Annotated in this window: 23 protein-coding genes; 15 read left to right on the plus strand and 8 right to left on the minus strand. The window is 58.4% G+C overall.

What is annotated here, in order from left to right:
- Positions 1-16 precede the first annotated feature (16 nt).
- Genes F617_RS0120585 through F617_RS0120595 form a run of 3 tightly spaced genes read left to right on the plus strand, consistent with a single transcriptional unit; the run spans position 17 to position 2,333 of the window.
- Positions 17-505 carry a MaoC family dehydratase gene (locus F617_RS0120585; protein ID WP_004431798.1) on the plus strand — a complete coding sequence of 163 codons (489 nt, stop codon included), beginning with the start codon at positions 17-19 and terminating at the stop codon, positions 503-505.
- A 36-nt stretch (positions 506-541) separates the two neighbouring features.
- Entirely contained in the window at positions 542-1,264 is a 723-nt protein-coding gene (locus F617_RS0120590) for a transporter substrate-binding domain-containing protein (RefSeq protein WP_080801563.1), read from the plus strand.
- Between the two features lie 28 nt (positions 1,265-1,292).
- Entirely contained in the window at positions 1,293-2,333 is a 1,041-nt protein-coding gene (locus F617_RS0120595) for a DUF2332 domain-containing protein (protein ID WP_019566538.1), read from the plus strand.
- Here F617_RS0120595 and F617_RS0120600 read toward each other — a convergent pair.
- Genes F617_RS0120600 through F617_RS0120620 form a run of 5 tightly spaced genes read right to left on the minus strand, consistent with a single transcriptional unit; the run spans position 2,330 to position 7,825 of the window.
- Entirely contained in the window at positions 2,330-2,884 is a 555-nt protein-coding gene (locus tag F617_RS0120600) for a sarcosine oxidase subunit gamma (RefSeq protein ID WP_019566539.1), read from the minus strand. The genes F617_RS0120595 and F617_RS0120600 overlap by 4 nt on opposite strands.
- The gene (locus tag F617_RS0120605) at positions 2,877-5,837 is read right to left on the minus strand and encodes a sarcosine oxidase subunit alpha (protein WP_019566540.1); all 2,961 of its coding nucleotides are present in this window, start codon (positions 5,835-5,837) and stop codon (positions 2,877-2,879) included. The genes F617_RS0120600 and F617_RS0120605 overlap by 8 nt, the downstream gene beginning before the upstream one ends.
- Positions 5,834-6,148, minus strand: coding sequence for a sarcosine oxidase subunit delta (locus tag F617_RS0120610; protein ID WP_004431787.1), 315 nt, complete (start codon positions 6,146-6,148; stop codon positions 5,834-5,836). The genes F617_RS0120605 and F617_RS0120610 overlap by 4 nt, the downstream gene beginning before the upstream one ends.
- 13 nt (positions 6,149-6,161) lie before the next feature.
- Entirely contained in the window at positions 6,162-6,572 is a 411-nt protein-coding gene (locus F617_RS0120615; RefSeq protein WP_004431784.1) for a hypothetical protein, read from the minus strand.
- The gene (locus tag F617_RS0120620) at positions 6,572-7,825 is read right to left on the minus strand and encodes a sarcosine oxidase subunit beta family protein (protein WP_004431781.1); all 1,254 of its coding nucleotides are present in this window, start codon (positions 7,823-7,825) and stop codon (positions 6,572-6,574) included. The genes F617_RS0120615 and F617_RS0120620 overlap by 1 nt, the downstream gene beginning before the upstream one ends.
- A 315-nt stretch (positions 7,826-8,140) precedes the next feature.
- Here F617_RS0120620 and rpsU point away from each other — a divergent pair, with 315 nt between their 5' ends.
- Both rpsU and F617_RS0120630 read left to right on the plus strand, forming a co-directional pair.
- Positions 8,141-8,368, plus strand: coding sequence for a 30S ribosomal protein S21 (gene rpsU / locus F617_RS0120625; protein WP_003498359.1), 228 nt, complete (start codon positions 8,141-8,143; stop codon positions 8,366-8,368).
- Positions 8,369-8,489: 121 nt separating this feature from the next.
- Positions 8,490-9,386, plus strand: coding sequence for a tetratricopeptide repeat protein (locus tag F617_RS0120630; protein ID WP_004431770.1), 897 nt, complete (start codon positions 8,490-8,492; stop codon positions 9,384-9,386).
- Between the two features lie 72 nt (positions 9,387-9,458).
- Here the strand turns inward: F617_RS0120630 and F617_RS0120635 are convergent, their stop codons facing one another.
- Positions 9,459-9,725: a DUF6074 family protein gene (locus F617_RS0120635; RefSeq protein WP_004431768.1), complete on the minus strand. Its 267-nt coding sequence runs from the start codon at positions 9,723-9,725 to the stop codon at positions 9,459-9,461.
- Between the two features lie 338 nt (positions 9,726-10,063).
- Here F617_RS0120635 and F617_RS0120640 point away from each other — a divergent pair, with 338 nt between their 5' ends.
- Positions 10,064-10,342 carry an exopolysaccharide production repressor protein gene (locus F617_RS0120640; RefSeq protein WP_019566541.1) on the plus strand — a complete coding sequence of 93 codons (279 nt, stop codon included), beginning with the start codon at positions 10,064-10,066 and terminating at the stop codon, positions 10,340-10,342.
- 110 nt (positions 10,343-10,452) lie between these two features.
- Positions 10,453-11,442, plus strand: a complete 990-nt coding sequence (locus tag F617_RS0120645) for a glycosyltransferase family 2 protein (protein ID WP_019566542.1) — start codon at positions 10,453-10,455, stop codon at positions 11,440-11,442.
- 192 nt (positions 11,443-11,634) lie between these two features.
- Here F617_RS0120645 and F617_RS0120650 read toward each other — a convergent pair whose 3' ends face one another.
- Positions 11,635-12,588 (minus strand): polysaccharide pyruvyl transferase family protein, encoded by a 954-nt coding sequence (locus F617_RS0120650; RefSeq protein WP_019566543.1) that lies wholly within the window; start codon positions 12,586-12,588, stop codon positions 11,635-11,637.
- A gap of 51 nt (positions 12,589-12,639) precedes the next feature.
- Positions 12,640-13,605: a glycosyltransferase family 2 protein gene (locus F617_RS0120655; protein ID WP_004431756.1), complete on the minus strand. Its 966-nt coding sequence runs from the start codon at positions 13,603-13,605 to the stop codon at positions 12,640-12,642.
- A 119-nt stretch (positions 13,606-13,724) separates the two neighbouring features.
- Between F617_RS0120655 and F617_RS0120660 the strand changes: the two genes are divergently transcribed.
- The 8 genes from F617_RS0120660 to F617_RS0120695 all read left to right on the plus strand — a co-directional run bounded on the left by F617_RS0120660 (position 13,725) and on the right by F617_RS0120695 (position 22,700).
- The gene (locus F617_RS0120660; protein ID WP_026330979.1) at positions 13,725-15,203 is read left to right on the plus strand and encodes a lipopolysaccharide biosynthesis protein; all 1,479 of its coding nucleotides are present in this window, start codon (positions 13,725-13,727) and stop codon (positions 15,201-15,203) included.
- Between the two features lie 371 nt (positions 15,204-15,574).
- A complete protein-coding gene (locus tag F617_RS0120665) occupies positions 15,575-16,723 on the plus strand; it encodes an acyltransferase (protein WP_004431750.1) in 1,149 nt (382 codons plus the stop codon).
- Positions 16,724-16,727: 4 nt separating this feature from the next.
- Positions 16,728-17,519 carry a glycoside hydrolase family 16 protein gene (locus F617_RS0120670; RefSeq protein WP_004431747.1) on the plus strand — a complete coding sequence of 264 codons (792 nt, stop codon included), beginning with the start codon at positions 16,728-16,730 and terminating at the stop codon, positions 17,517-17,519.
- Positions 17,520-17,579: 60 nt separating this feature from the next.
- Positions 17,580-18,761 (plus strand): glycosyl transferase family 1, encoded by a 1,182-nt coding sequence (locus F617_RS0120675; protein WP_019566547.1) that lies wholly within the window; start codon positions 17,580-17,582, stop codon positions 18,759-18,761.
- 17 nt (positions 18,762-18,778) lie between these two features.
- Positions 18,779-19,777, plus strand: a complete 999-nt coding sequence (locus F617_RS0120680) for a glycosyltransferase family 2 protein (protein ID WP_004431741.1) — start codon at positions 18,779-18,781, stop codon at positions 19,775-19,777.
- Positions 19,774-20,718 carry a glycosyltransferase family 2 protein gene (locus F617_RS0120685; RefSeq protein WP_013762054.1) on the plus strand — a complete coding sequence of 315 codons (945 nt, stop codon included), beginning with the start codon at positions 19,774-19,776 and terminating at the stop codon, positions 20,716-20,718. Before F617_RS0120680 ends, F617_RS0120685 begins: the two co-directional genes overlap by 4 nt.
- Positions 20,718-21,713 carry a glycosyltransferase family 2 protein gene (locus tag F617_RS0120690; RefSeq protein ID WP_019566548.1) on the plus strand — a complete coding sequence of 332 codons (996 nt, stop codon included), beginning with the start codon at positions 20,718-20,720 and terminating at the stop codon, positions 21,711-21,713. The genes F617_RS0120685 and F617_RS0120690 overlap by 1 nt, the downstream gene beginning before the upstream one ends.
- A gap of 81 nt (positions 21,714-21,794) precedes the next feature.
- Positions 21,795-22,700, plus strand: a complete 906-nt coding sequence (locus tag F617_RS0120695) for a UTP--glucose-1-phosphate uridylyltransferase (protein ID WP_004431732.1) — start codon at positions 21,795-21,797, stop codon at positions 22,698-22,700.
- Positions 22,701-22,710 lie beyond the last annotated feature (10 nt).

Below are 22,710 nucleotides of genomic sequence, written 5' to 3' on the forward strand. Positions count from 1 at the left end.
ATCGAGAAGAGGTAACATGGCAAAGGAAATAGCGCTGGCGGAAATGAAAAATTTCGTCGGCACGGAGCTGGGCGTTTCCGACTGGATCACCGTCGACCAGACAATGATCGACGCCTTCGCAAAAGCGACGCTGGACGAACAGTTCATCCACACCGACCCGGAACGCGCCAAGGCGGAAAGCCCCTTTGGCGGCACTATCGCGCATGGGTTCCTGACGCTCTCGCTGCTTTCGGCTCTGAATTACGATGCCCTGCCCCGCATTCGCGAAACGACCATGGGCATCAACTACGGCTTTGACGCCGTCCGCTTCGTCACGCCGGTCAAAAGCGGAGCACGGGTGCGTGGCCGTTTCACTTTGGCCGAGGCGCGGTTTCGCGGCGCCGCCATGCTGGTGACGACCTATGATGTGACGGTGGAGATAGAAAACGAGAAAAAACCGGCGCTCACTGCCCGCTGGACAACCATCACCCAGTTCAACCCCGAGGACAGGCCGCAAGACGCCTGATGGCGAAGTAAATCCCAATTTGAGATCGGAGTGTCTGTGAGATTCGCATATTTGATAGAACCTCCGTTCAACTACAGGAACGAATGCGGCGATGTGACCGGGTGCGATGTGGAGTTGGCGCGAGTCATTCTAGCCATGATCGGTATTCATGAAATTGAATTCATCGAAGCCGAATTCTCGCAATTGTTGCCTGGGCTGAACGAAAACCTTTGGGATATGACTACCGGCCTCTTCGATACCGCTGAACGCAGAAAGATCGTGACGTTCAGCCATCCCATCTGGGCGTTGCCTGATGGACTGTTGGTGAGGAAGGGCAACCTCAGAGATCTGGACGGATACGCATCGGCAGCAAAAAATCCGGAATGTACGCTGGTCGCGATCCGTGATCAGATCCAACATCGCGCAATTATGGAAGCGGGCGTGCCCGATGACCGCATTCTCATTTGCGAGACCTACGACGAGGCCGCTCAGGCCGTATTGGATGGGCGTGCCGACGCCTATGCCAGCGTGGCCATGGCCCATCTCGGTTTTATGCAGCAAAATCCAGAGCTCGATTTGGAAGTTGTCTCCGTTTTACCGAATGAGAGCCCAGCAGCCTCAGGCGCATTTGCTTTCCGCCAATCCGACCGGGAACTCCAGAGCGCGGTCGATGCGGCACTTCTTTGTTATATCGGATCAGACGAGCACCGTGTGCTGATGCGCAATTTTGGTTTTGATGATCAAGCCCTCGTCAACGGCGAGGCCAGTCTGGCAAAGTAACGCCGGACTGCGCAAAGGAGACGGCCCAATGCATGATGAAGCCGTAAGAGACGCGTTTCTCGCACAGGCAAGAGCCTGCGACAGCCTCGGTTCGCCCTTTACCGCACGGCTTTGCCGCGCGGTGGCGGCGCGGCTGGATCGCCAGACGGACGTTGGCGAGATGATCTTATCCTGGCATGGCGATGTCGGCCCGTCCGGCGATTCCGTCCCACTGCGGCTTGCCGGTGCCCTGCATGCGCTTGTCATCGAGGACAAGATCGCTCCTCTTGTCGATATAGCACCCGAAGACGAGAATGCGCTCTGGCAGGCTTGCGCAAGTGCCTTGCGCTTCCATTCGGGCTTCATCCTCGAAAGACTGAAATCGCCGCCGCAGACCAACGAAGTCCGCCGTTCCGCTGTGCTGCTGCCGGGTTTTCTTTCCATTGCGGAGCTTTTGGGCAAGCCGCTGGTCCTTTCAGAGGTCGGCGCCAGCGCCGGTCTGAACCTGCAATTTGACCGCTACCAGTATCGTCTTGGCGATCTTGCCTGGGGCAGGCAATCCGAAGTGTCCATGTCGCCGGAATGGCGCGGAGACACCCCGCCCGACAAGCGGATAGAGGTCATCGAGCGCGCCGGCTGCGATCTTAACCCACTCGATCCGTCGTCTGCCGAGGACCGGCTGCGGCTGATGTCATATGTCTGGGCCGATCAGACCGACAGGCTGGAGCGCACGGCGGCCGCCCTGCGTATTGCGGTGGAGAACGGCTTGCACGTTGAAAAGGCTGACGCAATTGACTGGCTGCAACGCCGCCTTGCCGCGCAACATTCGGGCGCTGCCCATGTGGTCTACCATTCTGTCGCCTGGCAATATCTGCCCGATGCGCTGAAAGAGGCCGGCGAAACGCTGATCGCCGAGGCTGGAAGCCGTGCCACCCCTGAGGCTCCGCTTGCCCGCCTGCAGATGGAGGCAGATACGACGCCGGGAAGCGCCGCAATCACCCTGCAAATCTGGCCGACCGGTAAGAAACAGGAAATCGGCCGCGCCGATTTCCATGGGCGATGGGTGGAATGGCAGGGGTGGAAAAGCTAGGCCGCCACGTCCTGCGCCGCTTCCTGCAACAGGCCGCCGACATATTCGGCGAAAGAGCGCCAGCACTCTACCCGGAACGTATCGTCAGCCACGCGCAGCAGCACCACTTCCGCCTTGCCGAAAACCGTTCGCGACGAGGCGCCGATCGGGAACTGTGCGATAGACAGATCCTGCGGGCAACCGGCGTTGAGGGCTGCCTCCGCGCCGGGGCCGGAAACGATGACAGCCGTGTTGCGGTGGGAAACGTCGGTCGCCGAAAACAGGCCGGGAACGGTGGCGAGCGCCGCCATCAGGTCGCTTTCGCCCTGATCGATCACCAGCCATTCGTCCGGACCAAGCCAGAGAGCGGAGCGCAAACCCGATGTGACAGAGCTTTTCGGGCTGTTGGGCAATAACAGGCCGAGTGCATCCGAGAGGGCCGGCAGTGCGCTTTCCCTTGCGCGCAGCGACAGCCGCGACGCCGAGGCGGCGGGCTTCAGCGAGACGAAGGGCGAACCACCGTGGAAATCCTCGAGTACGGATTTGCGTTTTGCGTGAAGTGTGTCAGCCATTGAGACGGGCTCCTTCCTTGTCGAGGAAGACCATGTCGGTCACTTCGACGGCAATTGTTTTATCGGCAAGCGGGATGTAGAGCGTTTCGCCCATGCGCGCCCTGCCATCCGCCACCAGCGCAAAGGCGATGGAGTGGCCGAGATTTTCCGACCAGTAGGCGGAAGTGACATGGCCGAGCATGGTCATGGGTTTCGGCTGGTTTGGATCAGCAACGATCTGGCCACCCTCTTCGGGAACAGTCAGCCGGTCCTTCGTCTTGAGGCCCACAAGCTGCTTTCGACCGGAGCGCATGAGATCCGGGCGTTTCAGACCGCGGATACCGACGAAATCCGTCTTCTTCTTGGAAACGGCCCAGGCAAGCCCGGCATCGTCAGGCGTCACGGTGCCGTCGGTATCCTGTCCGACGATGATGTAACCCTTTTCGGCACGCAGGATGTGCATGGTCTCGGTGCCATAAAGGCATCCGCCCACCGCTTCGGCCCGTTCACGGATCGCGGTCCAGACGGCAGCGCCGTAATCGGCCGGAACGTTGATTTCGAAACCAAGCTCACCCGTGAATGATACACGGAAGAGACGCGTGGGCACACCGCAGAAGGTGCCTTCCGCGACCGCCATATGCGGGAAGGCTTCGGGCGAAATATCGATACCCTCGACGAAAGGCGCGATCACCTCGCGCGCTTTCGGTCCCTGCACCGCAATCACCGCCCATTGTTCGGTCGCCGATGTCAGCCAGACATTCAGCTCGGGGAATTCGGTCTGGAGATAATCCTCCATGTGCTGGAGAACGCGCGGTGCGCCGCCCGTCGTCGTCGTCACGTGGAAACGGTCCTCGGAAAGACGACCGACGACACCGTCATCGTAAACGAAACCGTCCTCGCGCGTCATGATGCCATAGCGGCAACGGCCGGGTTTCAGTGTGTCCCAGGCATTTGTGTAGATGAGGTTCAGGAACTTAGCCGCATCGGGGCCGACCACCTCGATCTTGCCGAGCGTGGAGGCATCGAACACGCCGACGCTTGTCCGCACCGTCTTGCATTCGCGGTTGAGCGCCTCGTGCATATCCTCGCCGCCGCGCGGGAAGAACCATGCACGCTTCCAGTTGCCGACATCCTCGAAAAGGGCGCCTGCCGCAGCCTCTTCGTCATGCATCGGCGTCTTGCGGGTCGGGTCGAACAGCGCACCGCGCGAATGGTTGATGAGCGTGCCGAAAGTGACCGGCGTATAGGGTTGGCGGAAAGTGGTGAGACCGACCTTCGGCAGATCCCGCCCAAGCGCTTCCGAGGCAATGGCAAGTCCATGCATGTTGGACATCTTGCCCTGATCGGACGCCATGCCATTGGTGGTGAAGCGCTTGATATGCTCGACCGAATGCATGCCTTCACGCACGGCCAGGCGAATATCCTTGGCGCAGACATCGTGCTGGAAATCGATGAAGGCCTTGACGCCGGTGCCTTCGCCTGCCCCTTCCGCAGCGCCGATCATGCCGCCGGTCCAGGCGCGCGCATTCTCGCCGGAGAATTCCGCTGCACCGCCACCTGCGGCAGCAGCCTCGGCGATCAATGCGGCGAGATCGTCCGTGCCGTTGCAGGCGCCGACTGACACACAATTCTGCACATGGATGTCAGGCAGGAACCGCTGGTTTGCCGCGTCAAACTTCAGCTTGCCGCGCGATTGCGAGAAGAGATGCACCGACGGCGTCCAGCCCGCCGAAACGACGAGCGCGTCGATGGCGATCTTGCGCTTGTTAGAGCCGCCATTGCGGCCAACGCTCATGGAAGAAACGCGCAGCCGCCCTGACGTATCGTAAACACTGTGACCCGCCAGTACCTCGATACCCAGCGCCCGCGCCTCGTCCAGCAGCCGCCGATCGGGGTTCTCGCGGCAATCCACGATAGCGGCGATCTTCACACCCGCTTTCTTGAGATCGAATGCCGTCTCATAGGCAGAATCATGGGCTGTGTAGACACCGACATTATTGCCGACGGTCACGCCGTAATGGTTGAGATAGATGCGCGCAGCAGAAGCCAGCATGATGCCGGGACGATCATTATTGGCAAAGACCATGTGCCGCTCGATCGCGCCTGCCGCCAGAACGACCTTCTTGGCGCGGACCTGCCACAGTCTTTCACGTGGCTGGTGTTTGGCCGGCGTGGCGAGGTGATCGGTCACACGCTCGGCCAGCGCCACGAAATTGTGGTTGTAATAACCGAACGCTGTCGTGCGGGTCAGAACACGCACATTGGGCAGCGATTTCAGTTCAGTGAAAACTTTTTGCGCCCAGTCATATCCGGACAGGCCGTCGATGACCGCACCGGTATCAAAACGCAGCGCGCCGCCAACTTCGGCATTCTCATCAACCAGAATGACGCTGGCGCCAGTTTTTGCAGCGGCGAGCGCCGCTGTCAGCCCGGCCACACCGCCACCGGCCACCAGCACGTCGCAATGGGCATAACGGCCGGAATAATGATCCGCATCCGGCTCGGTCGGCGCCTTGCCGAGACCGGCTGCGCGACGGATGATCGGTTCATAAATCTTGTGCCACGCGGCCTTCGGCCACATGAAGGTCTTATAGTAGAAACCAGCCGCAAACATCGGCGACAGGAAATCGTTGATCGCACTGATATCGAAGGACAGCGACGGAAAGCGGTTCTGCGAGGCGATGATGGCGCCGTCGAATACATCCTGCACCGTGGCGCGCACATTCGGCTGTTTGCGCAGGCTGTCACGCGATACGTCGATCAGCGCATTCGGCTCCTCCGGGCCGGCGGAAAGGAAACCACGCGGGCGGTGATATTTGAACGAACGGCCAATCAGATGCACGCCATTCGCCAGAAGTGCGGATGCAACCGTGTCGCCTTCCAGCGCCTGATAGATCTTGCCGTCGAAGGTGAAGCGTGCCGTTCTGGCAGGTGTCAGGCGACCGACGCCCTTGATACGATAATCGCCGCTCATTGCGCAGCTCCCTTTTGGGCGGAAAGAACCGCGTCGGCATCCGGTTTCGGCTCGCCTGCCTTGTAGGTCATCAGGAATTTGTCGCTGACGGAATCGCGGGCAGCGTTGAAAAAGCGGCCGCAACCGTGAATGTGGCGCCAGCGCTCGAAAACGAGACCTTTGTCATTGTCGCGAATGAAGAAATATTCGGCAAAGGCCTCGTCCGAAATATCGGCAATGTTTTCCGGCCGGGCGATATGGGCTTCGCCCGCCCAGCGAAATTCGAGTTCGGAACGGTCTTCCCGGCAATAAGGGCAATGGATCAGAAGCATCGTGGCTCCACCTTCAAAGAGAACTTTCCGGAAGCATGCTTCCGGCGGGTTGGTCACACAGCCGCTTTCCCATCGCAACGAAGGGGGAAAGCCGCTTCAAGAGCTGCTCGAAATTATCGAATGGTTTCAGCGCCGAGGCCCGACCCATATTGATGATGGCAACCGCCATCATGTCGGTGTCGATCGCGAAGGGCTCGTCCTGCGCACCATTTTCCTTCTCGCCGACGAAATAGACCAGCTTGTCCGCGAGACTCGGCGCGCAGAGCAAAAGGCCTTTTTCCGCCACGAAAGGCCAGTCGCGCTCACCCTGCATTCTCTGGATTTTCTGGCTACGAAAATCCCCCATCTCGGGGATGAGATTGCCCGCCGGCACGACCGCCGCCGCAACACCCATGTTTGCCGAAAGCATAACCGCCGCCAGCATCAGTGCGCCACGGCGGCGGCAGCGGCCTCGTCGATGAGGCGTCCGGTGCGGAAACGATCGAGCGTCAGCCCCGCCGCCAGACGGTGCGGTTCGCCGCGCGCGATGAGATGCGCAAACAGATTGGCCGAGCCCGGTGTCGCCTTGAAACCGCCTGTGCCCCAACCGCAATTGACAAAGAGATTTGGCACCGGCGTCACACTCTGAATGGCGGAGCGATCGGGTGTGTTGTCGGTAATGCCGCCCCATTGGCGCATCATCTTGACGCGGCGGAAAATCGGGAACAGCTCGCAGATGGCGTCAAGCGTATGCGTGATGATCTGCAGGCCGCCAGTCTGGGAGTAGGAATTATACTGGTCGGTGCCAGCACCGATGACCAGCTCGCCCTTGTCCGACTGGGAGATATAGGCATGCACCGTATTGGACATGACGACACAGGGGAAGATCGGCTTCAGCGGCTCTGATACCAGCGCCTGCAACGGGTTGGAATGCAGAGGCACACGCACATCCGCCATTTTCATCAGAACGGAGGAGTGGCCGGCGGCGGAAACGCCGATTTTCTTTGCGCCAATGAAACCGCGATTGGTCTCGACGCCCGTGACCGCGCCATCAGGTCCGCGCCTGATGGCCGTGACTTCGCAATTCTGGATGATGTGCACGCCGCGATCGGAAGCCGCACGCGCATATCCCCAGGCCACCGCATCGTGACGCGCCGTGCCGCCGCGCCGCTGGAGGGCAGCACCGTTGATCGGATAACGCGCATTGCCGGAAATCTCGAGTGGCGGGCAATAGGCCTTGGCCTGTTCCGGCGTCAGCCATTCATTGTCGATGCCATAGAGACGGTTGGCATTGATATGGCGCTTGAAGGACTGCTGGTCGTGAATATTGTGCGACAGCATCATAACGCCGCGCGCCGAATACATGACGTTGTAATTGAGATCCTGGCTCAGGCCTTCCCATAATTTCAGGGAATGCTCGTAAATATCCATGCTCTCTTCATAGAGATAATTGGAGCGGATGATGGTGGTGTTGCGGCCGGTATTGCCGCCGCCTAGCCAGCCCTTTTCCAGCACCGCTATATTGGTAATGCCGTGTTCCTTGGCAAGATAATAGGCGGCCCCAAGACCGTGGCCGCCGCCACCGATGATGATGACGTCATATTCCTTGCGCGGCTCGGGCGACGCCCATTGCGCATCCCACCCCTTATGACCCCGCAACGCCTCGCGCGCCACGGCAAAAACGGAATATTTGCGCATTCGCAGTCTGCTCCTCAAGAACCGGCCAGAAGCCGAAAGCATAGCTCCGGCACATATTATACACATGGCAAATCGGCATCGGAGGCAATATCCATTTTGCGACGCCGCAATGCTTTTGTTTCGACATTGCAGGCAGAATGCCGGGATAGCTGGATTTTGGCTGTTGAATATGCGGTACCGTATGGACTTGCTGCAAATGTTCTGATATTGCACGTCACCAATCGCTAGGCTCGACGGCCGAACGAACGATTTTATTTGCGTGCGAATGCCTTTATTCTCACAGCAAGACAACCAAACAAAAGGAACGGGTTTCACGTGCAGGTACTAGTCCGCGACAATAACGTTGATCAGGCGCTTCGCGCTCTCAAGAAAAAGATGCAGCGCGAAGGCATTTTCCGTGAAATGAAAATGCGCGATTATTACGAAAAGCCTTCCCAGAAGCGCGCCCGCGAAAAGGCTGAAGCTGTTCGTCGCGTTCGCAAGCTGGCACGCAAGCGCGCACAGCGCGAAGGTCTGGTTGCAGCTCCGCGCGCAGGCCGTTAATAGGCCGTCTTTTGGACGTTTTTGAATGCTTGTTGGGCGGGGGCGATCAATTCGCCGCCGCTCTTTGTGTTTGTGGCCGGAGAATGATCTTGAGACCGGCCTGCGAGGGAACCCCCACCGAATGACCGCTGTTGATGCCTGTGTTGTGAAAAACTCCGATGCCTCCACGCGCCGGGTGCTCCTGAAAAACAACAAGAGATTCCGTGTTTCCCTTGTCGTCTGTACCGTCCTCGCCGGTCTTTCCGGCTGCGCTACGTCCAACCAGACTGACGATGTCTTCAGGATCGACCGTGCCCAGGGCTCGCAGGAAAACATTGCCTCGCTCACCTCGGTCATCAACGCCAATCCGCAGGATCCGGAAGGCTATAACGTTCGTGGCTCGGCTTACGGCCGCGCCGGCGATTCGCGCCGCGCCATCGAGGATTTCAACAAGGCGCTGCAACTGAACCCGCGCTTTTATCAGGCCTATGCCAACCGCGCCCTCGTCTACCGCAATTCCGGCCAGCAGCAGCAGGCCTTGCAGGATTACAACGCGGCTTTACAGATCAATGCGAGCTATGACGTAGCCCTGATCGGCCGTGGCAATCTTTACCGCCAGTCCGGCCGCGTCAACGAAGCTTTCAACGACTTCTCCCGCGCCATCGAACTCGAAACCACCGATGGCCGCGCGTGGCACAATCGTGGCCTGATCTACCAGCTGCGCAACCAGCATGCCCAGGCCATCGAGGACTTCTCCAAGGCCATCTCGCTGTCCTCAACCTCGCCGGAACCCTATAACGGCCGTGGCCTTTCCTATGTCGCGCTGAACGACGACGAAAACGCTTTCGCCGATTTCAACCACGCCATTTCGCTTGATGGCAATGTCGCAGAATCATGGGCCAACCAGGCACTGGTCTATGAGCGCCGCGGCGAGATGGCGAAAGCCGCAAAGTCCTATTCGCATGCGGCACGGCTTGATCCGAAATATAAGCCCGCGCTCGACGGCATTGCCCGCACGCGCGGTGCCGGCGCATCCTGATCAAAAACAGATACGAACAGAAAAGCCGGCGGTGCGACACCTGCCGGCTTTTTATGGGAAACTTTTAAAGCCTCAATGGCTGTCGCGGCGCGCCTCGGGCGTGGCATCCCCCGCCCACAACTCCGCCTGCACCGCATTTTGAAACTCCATGACCTCGCGCCGCATGGCGGCGTCCTCATAGCCGAGGCCCGTCAGATAGGCGGCCAGTTCACGGCACTCCCTGCGCCAGAAATCATTCGCCTCCACACCATGCAGCCGGTCGAGCATGGTTGCGCACCGTTTTACGTTGGCAATACGGTTCTTTGCCGGAAAGGCGATTACTTCCGAATTCGTCGTCACGCGGGCACCTTGCTCTTCGAGGAATCAATACCGACTTTTTAAAGGCTGGATGGTTAACGAAGTCTGCTACGCAGGAGAGAAGGCCGCTAACGCCTTGCAGGGACGGGTTCTGCAGCCTGTCAGACGCAAGAATCTGCGCTGCCGGAGGACACCGATTCGGGCAAATCGCCGATTACCAAGGAATTTACCAATCAAGATTACCGAAATTTCATGCCGTGGGAGATAGAAGAAGTATATGTGTGTTGAAACAACACCGGTCTCATCGTATATTCTTGCAAAGAAAAAAAATGCCGCAGCGCAGCCAAAAACGGAGAAATCGTTCTCGGGAGGAGAGCACCATGTATGCACCTCGTGTATTTTTCAGCATGATTGGTGCATTGCTTGCCTTTGCGGTCGCTACATATTTCATCCACGGGTCGTTCTATACGGCATTCATCCAGACCCTCATCTGCGCCGTCATTCTGCAAACCGGTTATTTTATTGCACTCCTGGTTCTGGTCGCCCGGGAGAAACGGCGGATGCGCGAAACCTTCGCGCTTGATCGCAGCGCCGAGATCATGACGCCGGACACGGTAAGCAGCGCCCCGCCACATGGCGCGAAACTGACCGATATGTGACCTCTCACGCACATTCTTTTATTGCGCCGCAAAAAAATCACTTGCATCCACACCCCTGACACTTTCTGCTGACCAAATCCTGACGGTTCGTCACAGCAGAAGGACAACACATGGTGAGCGGTTCACAGCCCATTTGCGTCATCATCGCTGCGAAAAATGCATCCGATACGATAGATATCGCCATCCGCTCCGCCCTTGTGGAGCCGGAGGTCGCCGAAGTCATGGTGATCGACGATGGCTCCACCGATACGACCAGCGATGTCGCACATGCGGCGGATGACGGTACCGGCCGTTTGCGGGTCGTGCGATTCGACGTCAATCGTGGCCCTTCGGCCGCCCGCAACCATGCGATCTCGATTTCATCCGCACCGCTCATCAGCATTCTCGACGCGGACGACTTTTTTTTCAAAGGCCGTTTTGCCGCCATGCTGGAAAATGACGACTGGGATCTGGTGGCCGACAATATCGCCTTCATCCAGCAATCGGTTCCGGGCGCGTCGTCCTTGCAGCCGGCCCGCTTCGAACCACAGGCCCGGTTTCTGTCGCTGACGGAGTTCGTGGAAGGCAATATTTCCAGACCCGGCGTCGAACGCGGGGAAACCGGCTTTCTGAAACCGGTGATCCGCCGCGCCTTTCTGGACAAACATGCGTTGCGGTACGACGAGCGTCTGCGTCTCGGCGAAGACTACGAACTTTATACCCGCGCGCTTGCCGCCGGTGCCCGTTACAAGGTCATCCGTCATTGCGGTTATGGGGCGATTGTCCGCGGCAATTCGTTGAGCGGCCGTCACAGCACGGAAGATCTTCGCCGTTTATACGAAGCGGACAAGGATATTCTCACCAGCTGCAAGCTGTCGGCCAGCGAGACGGCGATCCTGCTCGAGCACGAAAAGCACATCCGCGCGAAATTCGAGCTTCGCCATTTTCTCGATGCGAAAAAGCAGAAAGGGATGGGCGGCGCGTTGAGCCACGCTCTTGCGCACCTGCCTGCCCTGCCGGCCATCACGCGCGGCATCTGGACCGACAAGACCGCCCGTTTTCGCAAACCGGCGCCGGTTCGGGATATTCGTTATCTGCTGGACGGCACGCCGGTTTCCTGAGGGAAAACCTCCAGCCGCGAGGATGATGGCAAGTTCGATATTCTCTCATTCGTCGTGCCGGACTAGATCCGGCATCCAGTCATGGCGCGTCTGCGCCATGAAGAGAATCTTTTGCGATCAAGGACTTGAGCGCGCTGGACCCCCGATTTAGTCCGGGGTGACTGTGTCCGGAATTGCTGAGGCAACCCGCCTTCAGAGATAATCGCGTTTGACCGTTTCCAGAACAGCGGAAAAACGCTCCTTGCGTTCCTCCAGCCTGCCATCCGGGCTGAGACGCGGTTCGGCACGGCTTGCCTGCCACAGCGCCAGCGTGGAAGGTGCTGCCAGCACTTGCTTGGCCAGTTTGCGCAGCGACAGGGATTGGCTTGCCTGCGGCCGCACCAGCACATCGCCCTCAAGCGCCGGACCGGATCCAGCCTCGGCAATGACGGGGGCTGGCGGCGGCGGGAAGCTCATACCCCAGAAACGCGACCCCTTTTTCGCCGCCTCGGCGCGGGTGGAGACTGGCACGTAACGCGGCTGATACTCCACACCGACCGTGCCTGCCCAATCGCTCCACTTGAAACTGTTGATAGAGGGAGATGTGCTCACCGCCACCCATGGCACGCGGAACGCATCGGCAAGAATGGCGCCATGCATGGATTCGGCCACGATAAATTCAGATTGGGCGATGGCGCGGATGACCGACATCGCCTCGCCGCGCGGGTCGAGATAGGTCAGTCCCGCCGGTTCGCAAACCGTTTCCCACATGCCGAATTCCGCCGATTCCCAATGGGGAACGAAGGTTTTCTTGTAGAGTTTCGGCAGGCCTTTGAACTCTGGCATGTCGGTCACCATCACGGCGGGATCGACAATGCCCTTTTCGGGAGAAAGTCCCAATTTGGCTGCGGTTTTTTCGCCGCGCACGCAGCGAATGTCCCAAAATCCGGTGCTTGTATCCGGCACCGCGCCGTAGCCATAACCGCTGCCGATCACAAGCTTGCGCTGCTTTGCGGGCAACAATGTATCATTGAGAACCGTGCCGACACCGACGAGCATCACATCGTCATGCACGTCCCGCAGCCCGGGCAGCAGAAAGTCCCACAGCCACAGATTGAGATCGTCGCCAAAATTTCCGTGATGCGATTCCCAGTGGTAAGGTTTCATGAAGTCACTCCTGGGTGAAAAACATATAAATTCTTGCAGGCAAGAATTCGATCATCTTGTCCGCACTATTTTGCCTGCGCCGAGCTCAAAAGCCGCTCGCAGGAGTGCCGGATCGCGCATCGCCCACTTCAGCAGCAGTCCGAATTCGGGCACCTTGCGCCGTTTCAGATTGCCCGCTTGGCTCCAGAGCGCCTGTTTGCGCGCCGTATTTTTATAGGAAGCGATCGAGGCCACATCGTCCGGCCGCCGCGAAAATCGCCCCTCCAGCGTATCGAGCGCAACCCAGGTATTGAACTGCTGGCGCAGGAATTCCGGCGAGGTATTGTCGATGCTGTGGAAGATATTGACGCCCATTCCGCGCATGGCACCGGCATCGTCACACAGAAGCGTGCGCTTGGATGCGAGGATGGAATCGCAGAAAAACAGCACATCTTCCGCCGCAAGCCGGAGCGCCGGATCGAAGCGTATCTTTTCAAAAAGCGGGCGGCCGATCACCATGCAGGAGAGATGCAGGAAGCTCCAGTTGCGCAGCATCACGCTCGCCAGATCCGGCAGCTCGATCACCAGAGGCCGCTCGGAAAGCCTTGCGGCGCCCTCGTTCTTTTCCAGCTCGGAAATGGCGAAATGATAATAAAATTCGTCACTTGCCTGCATGGATGCCCAATAGCACTCGCCGCCAAATGTCTTCAGCGCGAAGGCCGCATTCTGGAGATGATCGGGCGTCCAGATGTCGTCCGAGTCAAGAAATGCGACGTAATCGCTGCCAGCAGGAACGTGGTCGAGACCGGTATTGCGCGCACCACCCGGCCCGCCATTGGCCTGCTTAATGACGAGAATCCGCTCTTTCTGCGCTTGCGAAAGTTCTGCAAGCTCATTGTCTATCGGGTATGGCGATTCGTCATCGACGATGACAAGATCGAAATCCTGGTAAGTCTGCGCAAAAACCGATGCGAGCGCACGTCCAAGAATTCCGTGCTGCTTTTGGTAATAGGGAATGACGACAGTAAATCTTGCCATTGTTTCGCCCCTTGCGTTGATCAAGAAGTGTCGGGCCCGATCCTAAAAGCGGCCCCGATGGTATCGGCAACTCCCCACCGGCGTTCCTCCCCGCCGGCCTCCAGAAACAGGATGCTTGTATGCCCCCAGCTCCAAATGTAAAGACCATCACCACGAATGTCGGCTGGAGCGTCTTGTCTAAGACAGGGACATTCGGGCTTAAATTTGTCACCGTTCCCATTCTTGCACGACTGCTGACACCGGAAGAATTTGGTGTGGTTGCAGTCGGCTTAACGGTTGTACAATTCCTGACCATGATAGCCGGAGCGGGGCTGACCTCGGCGCTGATCGTCGAGAAAGAAGAGGATATGGATACAATCCATACCGTTTTCTGGGCAAATCTGGCGATTTCCTGCACCATGGCCGCTGCGCTCTACATTTTCGCGGAGTTCTTCGGTGGGCTTCTGGGTGCGGTGGAAAGTGCCTATCTGCTGCGTATCATGGCCTTTCTCATTCCGTTGCAACTTGCGGGTGATGTCGCCTATTCACTGCTAGCCCGGCGCATGAACTTCAGCCAGGACGCGCTGTGGAGCATGGCGTCTGAAAGCATCGCGGCGGTTGTCGCCGTGGCTATGGCGCTTCTCGGCTTCGGCGTCTGGGCGCTCATCATCCAGCTTTTCGCCGCCGCACTCATCAGGCTTGTCGGGCTATACGCCGTTTCCCGCTATTGCCCGCGTTTCGTCATGAAACCGCGCCGTCTGGTGCCGCTTCTCGGTTTCAGCTCCGGCCTGATGGGATCGGAAATCGCCAATTTTGTCACCTTCCAGTCGCCGATGGTGGTGATCGCCCGGCATCTCGGCCTTGCCGATGCGGGCGCCTATTCCGCCTCCAACCGTTTTGCCAGCATTCCCAATCAGGTCGTGCTGTCGGCCGTCATGGGCGTGCTGTTTCCCGCCTTCAGTCGTATGATGGACGATCCGCAGCGCAGGCGTGATGCCTTGATGTTCAGCACGCAGGTTCTGACCGTGCTGCTTGCGCCGATGATGTTCGGCCTCTGGGCGGTGGCCGAACCGGCAATGCTGGTAATTTTCGGGCAGAACTGGGCTTATGCCTGGCCGGTTCTCGGTCTACTTGCCCTCTCGAAAGCCATTCTGACACCATGCAGCACCTTTATTCCTTATCTCAAGGGTGCCGGCTACGGGCGTGTTCTGTTCTGGTCGGCCACGATCCGCGCCATCGTCACCACGGTTGCCGTCTGGGCTGCAGCCGTCTACGGCAGCCTGATCGACGCGATGATTTGGCTCTGCATCGTCAACGCTGTGACGCTGGTTGCCTACTCATGGGCCGTGTTCAAGGCAAGCGACACACCCTTTTTCAGCGGCCTCTATGTCAGCAGCAGACCGATGATTGCAGCGCTGGTCATGGCCGTTTCGGTGCGTTACCTGCTTCACGTCCTTGCCGAACGCATCCCCAGCGCAACGCTTCAGGTCCTCGTTGGCGCCGCAGTCGGCGGTATCATCTATGCGGTGCTGATTTTGCTGACCGAACGCGCCCTGCTTGGAAAAATCCTCGGGATGGTCAAATCGCGGCGAATGCGTGAAAACGCAACCCAAGGTTAGCGGCTCGTCACTGAAAGCGCCTCATTTCGGCCGTTAACAGGTCTCACCCGTCACGGATATGTGTTCCGTGACGGTATGGCAAAACCATTTTTTTGCGATGCAATATCACGTACAATGATAATAACGCTTCCTCTGGCGATTTTTAGCGACGACTTAAATCTAGAAAAAATTAAATGTTTTCAGTTGCTTAATTTTTTTAGGTCGCACGGAATGCCGGAACGCCAGACAATCACCCGCAATATCTAAGCTTGTGTTTTTCCCGCGTCGCCACATTTTACCCTAAAGTCGAAACCAGACTTACGAGTGCGGGCTTAAGTTCGCTCTGGTTGCAACGCGGCGTGGGTGGACGCCGCCCAATAGGGGTGACTGATGTGACTGTCGATCAGAACCTATCCTCCCGTATCAATTTGATGCGTATATTGCTGATCTCTGGAATCGTGTTCGTCCATGTGCCGCACGATGCCGAAACCAGCCCTTTTCTTGGCCTTTACGGCTTCTTCGACTGGCTGCGTGTTTTTCTGGGCGACGCCCTGTTTCGCATCGGTGTGCCCTGTCTCAGCGCGATATCCGGCTATCTGCTGTTTCGTCGCGGCATGAGCGGGTTCGATTATCCGGCGACGATCCGTTCGAAGTCGAAAACGGTACTGCTGCCCTTCCTGCTGTGGAATGGCGCGTTGTTTGCCGCAATTTTGCTTATCCAGCTGTTTGACGTTGGTGTGGGTTATTTCCCGGACCTCTGGAACGCCAGCCCGCGTGAAATCATCAGCCATGGCACGGCGCTCGAAGAACTGCCGGTAAACGTGCCGCTTTATTTCCTGCGTGACCTGTTCGTCTGCATCCTGCTGTCGCCGGTGCTTGCATTTCTCATGCGCCGCTTTGCGCTGCCAACCCTCGCTATCCTGCTCTTCATAACCGCCATGCCTGATCTGACGATCTTCATCGTCCAGAAGAAATCGATCCTGTTCAGCTTCTCGCTGGGCATCGCACTTGCGCTGCACCGCGTCGATGTCAAGGCACTCGATCCCTACGCCTTCCCGATCATGGCGCTGACCTTTGTCGCTGCGGCCATGCTGGCAACAGGCCTCTATTTCACCGGCCCGGAGTTCACCTTCTGGCTGAACATGTCGCGCAATTTGCTCGCTGTTTTTGGCGCGCTCGGTTTCTGGGCGTCGTCGGCGCTTTTGATCCGGAGCAGGCTCGGCAAGCGGCTTTCCGAGACCGGAAGCCTCAGCTTCTGGATATTCTGCGCTCACTATCCGTTGCTCGTCATCATGTGGATGGTCTGGAACAAGGGCGGACCCGATTTCTACCCCGCCTTCTATGTCATCGCCACGCTGTCCGCCTTTGTCATTCTGGTGGTGAGCAATGCACAAACCCGCAAATACCTGCCGGCCGTCTATGCCGTGCTGACCGGAAGCCGGAACGGCAAACGCAAGACAACGTCCGAATTCGCTGCAAAACGGGCCTCCATGATCGGCCCGCCCACATCCGAAACACTTTATTCGCAACGACAGAGGTGAACCAATGACAACATTTGTCACCCGCGTTCAGACACGCATTCTTCTCGCCGCCGCCCTGCTGGCGACACCCTTCACGACACCGAGCCAGGCACAAGAAGGCAACGGTGCATCCTTCATCGAGAATTTCGATCAGATGGACCGGTCGTTCTGGTACGTCTCCGACGGCTGGAACAACGGTGCGCATCAGAACTGCACCTGGTCGAAGAAACTGGCCACGGTGGAAAACGGCCAGCTGACGCTTGGTTTTGAGGAAGCAAAGTCCGGCGACCGCAACTTCGCCTGCGGTGAAATCCAGACCAAGGGGCGTTATCGCTACGGCACCTATGAAGCACGGATGAAAGCCGCTACCGGCTCCGGGTTGAACTCCGCCTTTTTCACCTATATCGGCCCGACCGACAAAAAGCCCCATGATGAAATCGACTTCGAGGTTTTGGGCAAGAATACGGGCAAGGTGCAGCTGAACCAGTATATTTCCGCCAAGGGCGGCAATGAGAAACTGGTGCCGGTAGAAGGCGGAGCTGATGCTGGCTTCAACGATTACGCCTTCGTGTGGGAGCCTCAGCGCCTGCGTTACTACGTCAACGGCAAGCTCGTTCACGAAGTCACGGATGAGACCAAGATTCCGCAGAATGCCCAGAAGATTTTCTTCAGCCTGTGGGGAACCGACACGTTGAAGGACTGGATGGGTGCCTTTTCCTATTCCGGCGCAACACAGATGATTGTTGACCGCTTCGCCTTCACGGCGCTCGGCGACAAATGCCAGTTTCCCGAATCCATCGCCTGCGCCCTTAACTGATTGCCTTTTTAAACCTGAGCCTCGGCGTCCTTGACGCATGAAACCAACCGGAACCCATGCATGATCCATGTTCTTTATCTCGCGCATGATCTGTCGGACCCCGCCATTCGCCGGCGGGTGTTGACCTTGCTTGCGGGCGGCGCGCGGGTCACGCTGGCGGGCTTCCGGCGCGGACAGAACCGGCTTGCAGAGATCGAGGGCGTGGTGCCGGTCATTCTCGGAGAAACCGCCGATGGGCAGTTTCTTCAGCGCATGGCAGCCGTCGCCAAAGCCAGCCTCTCGCTCGGCAAAACATTACGCGGCACCCCCACGCCCGACGTCATTCTTGCCAGAAACCTGGAAATGCTGGCTCTCGCAAAACGGGCCATGTCGCTTTACGACCGCCAGCCGGCACTGGTTTACGAATGTCTCGACATTCACCGCCTGCTTCTCAATGAGGGCAAGCCGGGGCAGCTTCTCAATGCGGCCCAGCGCTATTTCGCCCGGGATGCCAAGCTGCTGATGACGAGTTCTCCAGCTTTCGTCGAGCATTATTTCAAACCCGTTTCCGGCCTGAACCTTCCCGTGCTGTTGCAGGAAAACAGGGTGCTGGCGCTTGATGCCGCTGTAGCAGCCACCCCACAACCGCGCCCGCCTGCCTCCGGCGAACCGTGGAAAATCGGCTGGTTTGGGGCGCTTCGCTGCCGCAAATCGCTCGAAATCCTCGCCGATTTTGCAAAGCGCATGGATGGCAAGGTCGAAATCATCCTGCGCGGCCGGCCGGCCTATTCGGAATTTGCGGATTTCGATGGTTTCGTGGCTGCCGCGCCGCATGTGCATTTCCACGGGGCCTACAAGAACCCTGAAGATCTGGCCACCATCTATAATGAAGTGCAGTTCACCTGGGCGATCGACTTCTTCGAGGAAGGCCAGAATTCAAGCTGGCTGCTGCCCAATCGGCTCTATGAGGGATGCCTTTACGGCACCCTGCCGATCGCGCTTGCAGGCACGGAAACGGCTCGTTTCATCGAAAAGCGCAATATCGGTTTTGTTCTGCAAAATGCCGACGCAGATAATCTGGCCGCTCTTTTCAACACTATGACTCCACAAACGTATACGGACGCCTTCGACGCCCTCTCGGCACTCGACAAGAAACAATGGCTGACCGACCGCGACGATTGCCGTCAGCTGGTCCAGCAATTGTCCTCTCTTACAAAATCCGCTTCCGGCCATGCCCGTGAAGCTGCGTTTTCACCCGTGTAGTGCGTAGGGGGCAAATCATGGAAGGTCTTGGTCATTCCGGCATCAGAACTCTGATCGTCATTCCCTGCCTCAACGAGGCAAAGACGATCGAGGCGTTGCTGCGAAAATTCACCGGCGCGATGGATGGACGTATTTTCCGCATCGTTGTTGCCGATGGCGGCAGCACGGACGGCACGCGCGACATCGTTTCCGCCTTCGCCGTAACGGATGACCGCGTTACGCTCCTTCCCAATCCCAAGCGCATCCAGAGCGCCGGTATAAACCTGGCCGTATCCACTTTCGGCGAGGATTTCGACTACCTCATCCGCATAGACGCCCATGGCGATTATCCCGATGATTATTGCCAGCGGCTAATCGAGGACGCGGATCGCACCGGCGCGGATTCCGTCGTGGTCGCCATGGATACGGTCGGGCACGGCCTGTTCCAGAAGGCGACGGCGATTGCGCAAAATTCCAAACTCGGCAATGGCGGCTCCAAGCACCGCGAAGGCGCCAAGGGACACTGGATCGACCATGGCCACCACGCGTTGATGCGGATCGCCGCCTTCGACGCGGTCGGTGGTTACGATGAAAGCTTCAGCCACAACGAGGATGCCGAACTGGATTTCCGGCTGCGCAAATCCGGTTTCCGTATCTGGATGACCGACAAGACCCGCATGACCTATTATCCGCGCGCTAGCGTCATGCCTCTGTTCAGGCAATATCTCGCCTATGGCCGTGGCCGGGCAAAGAACCTGCTGAAACATCGCTCGATCCCGAAGATCCGTCAGATGATTCCGCTGGCTGTCCTGCCGGTCTTCGTGCTTGCCCTGCTGTCGCTTGTGCATTGGGCAGCACTTATTCCGCTTGGCCTCTGGATCGCCGCATGTGTGGGTTATGGCTTGTGGATGGCAATAGGTCAGAAAAACCCATACGGCCCGCTCGCCGCCTTTTCCGCAATGGTGATGCATCTGGCGTGGTCCACCGGCTTCTGGCTGGAACTCCTGAAATTCCGGGGAAAAAAGGCTGTCTCATGACCGACCTCATCGTCACCGAACCACACAATTCAAAGACCGTCGATATCGGCATCTGTACCTACAGACGTCCGGCGCTGGTCGCCACACTTCTGTCACTGTTCGAACTGGAAGTGCCCGAAGGCGTGACAGTTCGCCTGATCGTTGCCGACAATGATGAGGAACCAAGTGCCAAGGCAAGTGTGGATCGGCTGCGCGAAACTTCGCCTTTCGAGATCGCCTATGTCCATTGCCCGAAATCGAATATCTCGATTGCCCGCAACGCCTGCCTCTCTGAATGCCGGGCAGACTATCTGGCCTTTATCGACGATGATGAGACCGCCCCGCCGCACTGGCTGGCCGCACTTCTGGAAAAGGCAGGCGAAACCGGCGCGGATGTCGTTCTTGGCCCAGTGACGGCGGTTTACCGTGAGAATGCGCCGGGCTGGATGAAACGTGGCGATTTTCACTCGACCGTGCCCGTCTGGGTGAATGGCGAGATCATCACCGGCTACACCTGCAACACGCTTCTCAAGATGGACGCCCCATCGGTAAAGGACCGGCGTTTTGCGCTGGCGCTCGGCCAGAGCGGCGGTGAGGACACGCATTTCTTCTCGCATCTCCATGCTTCGGGCGGTCGCATCGTCTTTGCGCAAAAGGCCGTGCTCTCCGAGCCGGTGCCGGAAAACCGCGCCCGTTTCATGTGGCTTGCCAAACGTCGCTTCCGCTCCGGCCAGACCCATGGCCGTGTGCTTGCCGAAAAGAAACCCGGCGCAAGACGCGTGATGCAGGTGCTGAAGGCAGGATCGAAAGTTCTCTATTGCGCCGTCTTTGCCGCGCTGAACGGTTTCAACGCCGTGCGCCGCAACCGCTATGCCCTGCGCGGCGCCTTGCATCTCGGCTCGGTAAGCGGCGCCTTCGGAGTGCGCGAAATCCGCCAATACGGCGCGGTGGAGGCAACCTGATGGAGAACCTGAACCCTCAGCCCGATATCAGCTTCGTCATTGCCGCCTATAATGCCGCCGAGACGATCGAAGCCGCCATTCAAAGTGCGCTTGACCAGCAGGGCGTGACGCTGGAGGTGATCGTCGTGGATGACCGCTCCACCGACGAGACGATCTCGCTCGTCGAGGCCATTGCGGCCAACGATCCGCGTGTCCGGCTGCTTGCGCTTGAACAGAACCTCGGACCGGGAGGCGCGCGCAATGCCGGTATCGACGCAGCAACCGGACGCTTTATCGCCGTTCTCGATTCGGACGACGTCATCCGCCCCGACCGTTCCGCCTGCATGATGTGCCGGGCAGATGCGGCCAATGCGGTGATCGCTGTCGATAATCTCGATGTCGCCTATACGGACGGCAGGCCAATGGAAACGATGTTCGCAGAGGAGTTTCTGGAGGAAAGACCCGTCCTTACCCTTGAGGACTTCATTTCCTCCAACATCCTTTTCCGCTCCACCTTCAACTTCGGCTACATGAAGCCGATGTTCCGGCGCGATTTCCTAAATAGTGAGGGATTGCGTTTTCGCGAGGACATCCGCATCGGCGAAGATTACATCCTGCTTGCCTCGGCGCTTGCCGCCGGCGGCCTTTGCGTCATCGAGCCGAAACCGGGCTACATCTATAATATTCGCGAGGGTTCGATCTCGCGCGTCCTTGAAATCCACCACGTCGAAGGAATGATGCGGGCGGACCAGGAGTTTCTGAGCCACTACGCGCTGTTGCCCGCCGCCATGGATGCGCAGCAGGCCAGAAGCCGTAGCCTGCAACTGGCCCGTAACTTCCTGACATTGGTGGAAGACATCAAGCGGCGCTCGATTATCGGCGCGCTGAAGACAACGATCAGAGATCCCGCCGTGCTGGGCCATTTGAGAATGCCCATTGCCGTGCGGCTGAAGAGGTTGCGGAACGCGATGTTTGCGCCCGCAGCAAATACTGGGGTGAAAAGGCAGATTTCGTAAAATTTGTGAGCGGACAAATCTGTGCGCGAAAAATCTGCAAGCGGACTGGGGACAGATCAAACCTTGATGAAGGAGAACGCGATGGACCTGAACAAAACTGTCAGAAAAGCCGTCATTCCCGTAGCCGGCAACGGCACGCGGTTTTTGCCCGCCACCAAGGCGATGCCGAAGGAAATGCTCACGATCGTCGACCGGCCGGTCGTGCAATATGCCGTCGATGAGGCCATGCAGGCCGGCATCGAGCACATTATTTTCGTAACCAGCCGCAACAAGACCGCCATCGAAGACTATTTCGACAGCGCGCCCGAGCTTATCAACACACTCACCCGCTCCGGCAAGACGGTGCAGGTGCTGCAGCTTGAAAAGATGCTGCCAGTCGCAGGCACAGTCAGCTACACGCGCCAGCAGGTGCCGCTCGGCCTCGGCCACGCGGTTTGGTGCGCTCGCGAACTGGTGGGCAAGGAGCCTTTTGCGCTGCTTTTGCCTGATATGGTTTCCTATGGCGCACGCGGCTGCATTGCCGGGTTGATGGAACTCTACGACGAAGTGGGCGGCAATATTCTCGGTGTTGAGGAATGCCTGCCGGAAGAAGTGTCATCCTATGGCGTCGTCGGTGTCGGCCAGAAGGTCAATCATGGCTTTGCGGTCACCGAAATGGTCGAGAAGCCGGAACCATCCAGGGCGCCTTCGAATTATTATTTGAACGGCCGTTATATTCTGCAGCCGGAAATCTTCGACATTCTCGCTAAACAGGAGCGTGGCGCGGGCAACGAAATCCAGCTGACTGACGGCATGAAGCGGCTCGCTGAGAAGCAGGCCTTCCATGCGCAGAAGTACAGCGGTCGCACATTCGACTGCGGCAGCAAGCAGGGCTTTATCGCCGCCAATGTCGCTTTCTCGCTGATGCGTGCCGACATGGAGGCGCAGGTTCTCGCTTCCGTCAAGGAACTCGTTGCAAACCATGAAAGCCGCGTTCAGGCGGCCTGACTTTAATCGT

This window comes from Agrobacterium sp. 10MFCol1.1, from assembly GCF_000381165.1.
GTDB classification, from domain to species: Bacteria; Pseudomonadota; Alphaproteobacteria; order Rhizobiales; family Rhizobiaceae; genus Agrobacterium; species Agrobacterium tumefaciens.